This window comes from Leucobacter musarum subsp. musarum (assembly GCF_001273845.1).
GTDB lineage: Bacteria > Actinomycetota > Actinomycetes > Actinomycetales > Microbacteriaceae > Leucobacter > Leucobacter musarum.
Map to the genome: position 1 here is coordinate 23,796 of NZ_JHBW01000109.1, position 7,577 is coordinate 31,372.

The window sequence follows — 7,577 nt, forward strand, 5'->3', positions numbered from 1 at the left end:
CGGGCGGCGCTACGGTGAGAGCGTGCCCGATTCCCCCGAACAGCGCCCTCCACGGGCAGCTTCCGCGACACCGCCGCGATGGTGCGTCATCGGACGGGCGCGCGACGGCTGGGAGATCACCGCGGTGAGCGCCGACGGCTCCCCTGCCACCACGACGCGAGTCGACGAAGCCGCGCTTGCGTCGACGGTCGCGGAGGTCGAGGCCGACCACGCACCCCGCTGGGTTTGGTTCGATACGGCGCACGTGTATGCGGCGCTGCTCGCCGCAGGGGTGCGCGTGGGGCGGTGCCACGATCTCAGACTGGTGCACCAGATTCTGCGGCACGCCGCATCGGTCGGCGCGGCAACCGCGAATGCCGGTGCGGCGGCTCGAGAACTCCGCGACGCGGAGGCCTGGAACGTGCCGCCCGAGGCCCTCCCCGCGCCCGTCACGGAGACCCCCGAGGCTCCGACGCTCTTCGACGTCGCGGTTCCGGTCGCAAGGGCGCCACGCGGCGTACCGCAGTCGATCGAGGCAGCCCTCACCGAGTTCGCCCGGCAACGCGCCGCGCTCGCCGAGAGCACCGCGGGTGCCGGACTCGCGCGCCTCATCGCCGCCGAATCGGCCGGCGCACTGGTCGCCGCCGAACTGACTGCGGCGGGGTTGCCCTGGGACGTCGCCGAGCACGATCGCATCTTAAGCGCGGCGCTCGGCCCCCGACCGGTACCGGGCAGCAAGCCCGCACGCATGCTGCAGGTCGGCGAGGAGGTGCGTCAGGCACTTGGCGCTCCAGACGCTCCGCTCGACTCACCTCCCCGGCTCCTCAAAGTGCTCCGCGCGGCCGGCATCGAAGTCGACTCGACGTCGCGTTGGGAGCTCGCCGAGCACGAGCACCCCGCGATCGCTCCCCTGCTCGCCTACAAGAAACTCGCCCGGCTGCTGACGGCGAACGGATGGGTCTGGCTCGACGAGTGGGTGAACGACGGGCGCTATCGACCGATCTACATTCCGGGCGGTGTGGTCACCGGCAGGTGGGCGTCGAGCGGCGGCGGCGCCCTGCAGATCCCCCGCCAGCTGCGCCCGGCGATACGCGCGGACCCGGGCTGGGTGCTGGTCTCAGCCGATGTCGCACAGCTTGAACCGCGCGTGCTCGCCGCGATGGCCGGTGATCGCGCGATGGCCTCCGCGGGCGCCGGCAAAGACCTCTACGCCGGCATCGTCGAGAGCGGTGCCGTCGCGACACGCGAAGAGGCCAAGTATGCCGTGCTCGGCGCCATGTACGGCGCCACTACTGGCGAGAGCGGGCGGCTCGTGCCGAGGCTGCGCCGGGCTTACCCCGCCGCGATGCGACTCGTCGACGATGCCGCCACCCGCGGCGAGGCCGGCGGCACGGTCTCGACCTGGCTCGGCCGCAGCTCGCATGCCCCGGGCGACGACTGGAACGCCGTGCAGTCGGCCGCCAGCCTGCCCGGGGCGAACCCGCGCGACGAGTCGCTGGCGCGACGTCTCGCCCGAGAACGCGGCAGATTCACCCGCAACTTCGTGGTGCAGGGAACCGCCGCCGAGTGGGCGCTGTGCTGGCTCGCCGAGCTGCGCGCGCGACTCGCCGCGTTCGAGGCGGTGCCTCTCGCCCAGGCAGCACGTGCCTCGGGGCCGGTGTTCTCACGACGAGCGCACCTCGCATTCTTCCTCCACGACGAAGTGATCGTGCACGCCCCCGCCGACCAGGCAGACCTGGTCGCTGCCGCCATCACGGAGTCGGCCCACGCGGCGGGCCGACTCCTGTTCGGTGAGACCCCGGTCGAGTTTCCCCTCGATCTCAGGGCGTCTGAGCGGGCGTCGAAGCACTAGCCTCAGCGGGCGGCTGCGGCCCGGCGTCGGGCGATCCGGCACCCGCAGCGACGCGTGGCGTCGTGCCGCGCAGTTCGGCTTCGAGCCGCTCGGCCTCGGCGCCCGAGATCGCCTCGCCGCGGGCGACGAGACCCGCCTGATCGGAGAGCGGGATCTGCTTGAGCACGAGCGACAGGATCAATGCCACCGCGATGAACGGAATCAAGTACCAGAACACTGGTGCGAGCGCGTCGGCGTAGGCGGTGACGATTCCACTGCGCACGTCTTCGGGCAGCGCATTCAGGGTCGCCGGGTCGATCGTGGAGGTCGCGGTCGCCGCGTCGGCGGCACTCGCGCCGGCCTTCGTGAACACGTCGGTGAGGTTCTCGGCGAGGCGCGTCGTGAAGATCGTGCCGAACACGGCCGTGCCGAGCGAGGCGCCCACCTCGCGGAAGTAGTTGTTGGTGCTCGTCGCGGTGCCGATCTGTGCGGCCGGCACCGCGTTCTGCACGACGAGCACGACCACCTGCATGATGAGGCCGAGGCCGGCGCCGAAGAAGAACAGGTAGACGCAGATGAGCCAGATGGGTGTCGTGGCGGCGAGCGTCGTCATCGCGGTCATCGCGATACCGGTAACGATCGTGCCGATGATCGGGTAGATCTTGTACGAGCCCGTCTTCGAGATGGCGATGCCCGACGCGATCGAGGTGCCCATGAGCCCGACCATCATTGGAATCATCAGCAGCCCCGATGCGGCCGCCGACGTGCCCGACGACATCTGCAGGAAGGTCGGCACGAACCCGATCGCGGCGAACATGCCGACGCCGAGCACGAGCCCGATCGCGGTCGCGTTGACGAAGATCGGGTTACGGAAGAGTCCGAGCGGAATGATCGGATCCTTCGCACGAGCCTCGGTGAAGATGAAGGCCGCGGCCGAGACGACGAGGCCTGCACCCCACGCCCATGTGGCCGGCGAGCTCCAGCCATAAGCTTTGTCGCCGCCGAAGTCGGTGAAGAAGATGAGGCAGGTGGTCGCGATCGAGAGGAAGATCACGCCGAAGATATCGATCGGCTGCGTCGCCTTCTTGGTCGGCAGCTTGAGCGCCACGAGGCCGATGATGAACGCGGCGATGCCCACCGGGATGTTGATGTAGAACGCCCACTGCCAGGTCAGATGGTCGACGAAGTAGCCGCCGAGCAGCGGCCCGGCAACCGCCGAGAGTCCGAAGACGGCGCCCAGCGGGCCCATGTACTTGCCGCGTTCATTGGCGGGCACGATGTCGGCGATGATGGCCTGCGAAAGGATCATCAGTCCGCCGCCGCCGAGACCCTGCATGGCCCGGAACACGACGAAGCCCCAGAAGTCGGTCGCGAACGCGCAGCCGACCGATGCGAGCGTGAACAGCGCGATCGCGAGCAGGAACAGCCATCGCCGCCCGAGCACATCGCCGAACTTGCCGTAGATCGGCATCACGATCGTCGTGGCGAGCAGATATGCCGTGGTGATCCACACCTGGTGCTCGACGCCGCCGAGCTCGCCGACGATGGTCGGCATCGCGGTGGAGACGATGGTCTGGTCGAGGCTGGAGAGCAGCATGCCGGCGATGAGGGCGCCGAAGATGATCCAGATTCGGCGCTGCGTCAGCAGGAATGGGGCGGGAGGTGCGATGGGTGCGGTCATGGTTCCACTTCCGGGAAGAGCGGGTAAGGGTTCGTCTGGTGCGGCCCGCAATCGGGCCGGGTGCGTCAGCGCAGCAGCGAGCGGGCGACCTCGACGCGCTCGCGCAGCATCCGCGTGTAGGTGTCGATGCCGATCTTGCCGTGCTCGGGGAGGTGCTCATGCGCCGTGAAGTATTCTTCGGCGACGATGCGGTTCATGGCGCCCAGCAGATGCACCAGCGTCGAGGCTCGCGGGTCACCTGCGTCGAGCCCTTCGCGCTGCTCGATCAGGCCGATATCAATGAGTTCGCTCTCACGCAGGTGCTCCAGTACGCGGCGATGCAATCGCGGCTCGCGATCGAGCGCCGCGAATAGGGCCTTGGCGTCATCCATCGTGAGATCGAGGTGCTCCCATCGCGCACGGAAGAGCTCGATGAGGTCGTCGACCACCGAGTCGGTCAGCCCGGATGCGGCGCGAGGCGCATCACGGGCCCCGGCGATGAACTGCGCGCGCAGGTGCGCGTCATCGCGCTCGACGGGCACGCCGAGCACGGCGTCTTCTTTCGAAGCGAAGTAGTTGAAGAACGTGCGCCGCGACACCCCTGCGGCTTCGCACAGCTCCTCAACGGTGAATCCGCCGATGCCCCGGTCGGCCGTCCAGAGTCGCGCGTGCGAGGTGAGGGCTCGGGCGGTCAGCAGGCGGCGCTGCTCGCGCGGGCTTTTTGCACTATCGGTCACAGAATGCATTTTTGCACTCTCATGCTGAAAGTGCACTGAAAAGGGCGCAGGATCCACTGGCCCGTGGATCCTGCGCCCTCATGAGGCGATCGCGTCAGCGCGCCGAAACAGCCCCCGCTGCGACCTCGGGAGCGACTTCAGTGCCGGTGCCGACCGGCTCCTCGCCGCTCGCAGGGCGACCCATGTGCGCCTTCCATCGCCGCGACACCGAGTTGCTGAGCCGCTCCCAGCTGCGGTCGCGAATGAAGATCGAGTCGATCGCGATCATCGTGAGCGAGAACCATGGCAGGCCCATGAGCACACCGATCATGACGTGGAAGCTCAGGATACCGAAGAGGGCGAACAGCCGCGTCGGCCGCGAGAGCAGCATCAGCAGGAAAGTGATCTGGAGCACGATCGACCCCCACGTGCCGATCGCGACCGCCGGCCCCCACGCCGTGATGAGGTCGCTCAGAATCGGCCACGTACCGAACCGCATCGTGTGCAGCGGGTTGTACACCGCGTACCCCTCGGCCCACGGCGAACCCTGCGCCTTGTACAGGCCGCCCGAGGCGTAGACGAACGCCACCTGAGCGGTGAGCGCGACAAGCGCGAGGTTGTGCAGCACCGTACCGAGATGGTTGCCCGAGGTGCCGACGGGGAACCACTCCCCCTTCGCCCGGCGACGCGCATCGAGCGACCATCGAGCCGCCGGATCTGCGAAGAACATGAGCACGAGCGCGATGCGGAACATGTTGTCGCCCTGGTCCCCGACCATGTCGTTCATCTCGATGAACCCGACCCACAGCACGAAGAACACGGGCAGCACGATACGGAAGCGCCACCCGAGCACGAACAGCACGGCCAACGCCATGAGCAACAGGTACAGCAGGGTGAACGCGACATCGTTGCCGGCAACCGCGTGGAACGCGCTGAAGATCCAGATCTTCGGGAAGTCGCTGACCGGTTCGGCGAGCTCGCCATTCCATGCCGACCCCGAACCGAACGTGTAGAGCCGCGTCGCGAAGTTGGTCGCGAGCAGTCCGAACGCTGTCAGGCCGAACACGATGCGGGTGACCGCCAAGCCGTAGAGCGACTTCTTCCCGGCGAAGAGCCAGCGCTCGACGAAATCGATGGCGCGACCGATCGTGCCGGTCGCCGCGGACCACGCCGCAGCGATCAGGCTCCCGATGAACGCCCCGAACTGACCAACCGGGGTCGTAGGCTGCTCGCTCATTCTGAGATCCTCTCGAACTGGCGGCGGAAGACATCGGCGAAGTTGCCGGAATTCTGGCCTTCCTCGACGACGAGTGCGCGCCACCCCGGCAGCACCACCGTCGCCTCAGGGCGCTGCGCCTGCGGGTTGTGACGCTCCGCGAACGGAATGATGTTCTGGCGGCTCACGCGATACTGCACCTCGACGACCTCATCGCCCCAGACCGCCTCCGCGACCTGGGTCGCGTACGCGGTCGAGCGATGCTCCTGATGCAAGAACTCTTCGACGTTCTGGGCGTTCTTATCGGCCTGCGTCGTATCGGTGGCATTCTTCGCGTCGTTCTCGAGCGCGGCGCGCAGACCGACCTCCCACTCCGCCGCGGTGAAGTCACCCGCGGCGATGGTGCGCTGCGTGTCAGTCAACGCGTCGTACGCCTTCTTGAAGTTCGAGGCGACCTCGGTCGACTGAATGCCGGCCCGCGGCGGCGTCAGGTTGTACCGGATCATCGAGAGCTCGACATCGGTCGCGCTCACCCATCCGGTTTCCGAGCGCGACCCGGCGTCGTCCTCGAGTACCGCACGCACGTTGAAGTGGAAGTCCCCGTTCACCGGTTCGGGGGCGAAGACGCTCCACGACTGGCCAAACATCGGCAGCATGTACGAACTCAGCGCGTTCCCGGGAACGATCTCGCGCGCGTTCGCCGAGAACGGCGCAATCCAGAGGAACGAGGCGAGGATGTGCCACCCGGCGAACAGCACCGCGACGAACGCGACGAGACGCACCCACAGCTTGGGGCTTGCCTGCCGAGGCGCGGGCGCCTGCGGGCCGGCGCGATCCGCCCCCGCATTCGGGGTGCCCGACGACGAATCGTCATGCCCGTTCGATTTCGATGGGGACGCTGTTGATGTCACACCTGCTCCTGTCTCCATGAGGGAGTTGTTGCGAATGTAGCAGTTGGGCGAACGCTCAGGGAGGTAGCGCGTCGGCGCGGTGCGCCACGAGTGGTTGCCTGCGAAGCTCCACGCGAAAACAGGTGTGCGGCCGGGATCACTCCCGGCCGCACACCTCCCCCTTACCCCTTAATCGCGACGCAGCGCCTGGCGCCGTCGCATCGCGAGCGTGAGACCCGCCCCGGCGAGCAGCAGGACGATGCCTGCCGCGCCGAGCCCGATCAGGTTCTCACCACCCGTATTCACCAGGTGCTTGGCGCCGCCCGACGCGTTGCCCGAGGCGTTCGCCGAAGCGGTTGCCTGGGCTGCCGACGTCGCCGCGGCCGTTGCGGTGGCGTTCGACGCCGCCGAGCCGCGTGCGTTCGAGGCCGAGGCCGCGCTCGCATCCGCGCTCGCCGTTGCCGCAGCCGCAGCCGCCGCGTTGGTGTTCGCCGATGCGTCTGCCGACGCCGTCGCGGTCGCCGCTGCCGAAGCCGCTGCGTTCGCGCTGACATCCGCCGCAGCGGATGCCTGACTGGTGCTGTCAGCATTCGCCGCAGCCTGAGCCGCAGCCGTCGCGTCCGCCGATGCTGAAGCGGAAGCCGAAGCCGACGCGTTCGCGTTGACGTCTGCTGTCGCATCCGCAGTTGCGGTCGCGTCAACGGTGTTCGGGTTCGCACCTGCACTGGCGCTGGCCGAGGCATCGGTCGATGACGTGGCCTCTGCTGCCGACTCGGCTGCTGCGTCTGATGCGGCGGTCGCGTCAGGATCCGCTGCGGCCGAAGCCGCCGCCGAAGCATCCGCGTTCGACGCCGAATCAGCCGTCGAATCCGCACTCGCCGTCGCCGCCGCCGAAGCCGCCGCGTTCGTCTCAGCCGACGCCTCAGACGAAGCATCCGCCGTCGCCGCAACCTCAGCCGCCGCGTTCGCCGACACATCCGCAGCCGCCGAAGCGTCACTCGTGTTGTCGTCGTTCGCCGCAGCCTGCGCCGCCGCCTGAGCCGAAGCCGTCGCATCATCGTCCGCCGCCGCATCAGCCGAAGCCGACGCCGAAGCCGACGCATTCGCATTCACACCCTCATCCGCATCCGCGGTCGCATCAGCCGAAGCCTCTGCCGACGCATCCGCCGACGACGTCGCCTCAGCCGCAGCCTCAGACGCCGCATCCGCAGCCGCCGACGCATCCGCATTCGCTGCGGCCGAAGCCTCCGCCGAAGCATCCGCGTTCGACGCCGAATCAGCCGTC

Annotated in this window: 6 protein-coding genes; 1 reads left to right on the top strand and 5 read right to left on the bottom strand. The window is 68.4% G+C overall.

Annotated features, from left to right (window positions below; all coding sequences use genetic code 11):
- Positions 1-22 precede the first annotated feature (22 nt).
- A complete protein-coding gene (locus tag CH42_RS14780; RefSeq protein ID WP_239684076.1) occupies positions 23-1,831 on the top strand; it encodes a bifunctional 3'-5' exonuclease/DNA polymerase in 1,809 nt (602 codons plus the stop codon).
- Here CH42_RS14780 and CH42_RS14785 read toward each other — a convergent pair.
- The 5 genes from CH42_RS14785 to CH42_RS14805 all read right to left on the bottom strand — a co-directional run.
- Positions 1,800-3,491, bottom strand: a complete 1,692-nt coding sequence (locus CH42_RS14785) for an MDR family MFS transporter (RefSeq protein WP_053353974.1) — start codon at positions 3,489-3,491, stop codon at positions 1,800-1,802. The genes CH42_RS14780 and CH42_RS14785 overlap by 32 nt on opposite strands.
- A 65-nt stretch (positions 3,492-3,556) precedes the next feature.
- On the bottom strand, positions 3,557-4,207 hold the full coding sequence (locus tag CH42_RS14790) for a TetR/AcrR family transcriptional regulator (RefSeq protein ID WP_156322606.1): 651 nt from the start codon (positions 4,205-4,207) through the stop codon (positions 3,557-3,559).
- A 94-nt stretch (positions 4,208-4,301) separates the two neighbouring features.
- Positions 4,302-5,423, bottom strand: a complete 1,122-nt coding sequence (locus CH42_RS14795; protein ID WP_075205420.1) for an HTTM domain-containing protein — start codon at positions 5,421-5,423, stop codon at positions 4,302-4,304.
- Positions 5,420-6,313: a DUF5819 family protein gene (locus CH42_RS14800; protein ID WP_239684077.1), complete on the bottom strand. Its 894-nt coding sequence runs from the start codon at positions 6,311-6,313 to the stop codon at positions 5,420-5,422. Before CH42_RS14800 ends, CH42_RS14795 begins: the two co-directional genes overlap by 4 nt.
- 168 nt (positions 6,314-6,481) lie before the next feature.
- On the bottom strand, positions 6,482-7,577 hold a 1,096-nt coding region (locus CH42_RS14805; RefSeq protein WP_156322607.1), incomplete at its 5' end, for an LPXTG cell wall anchor domain-containing protein.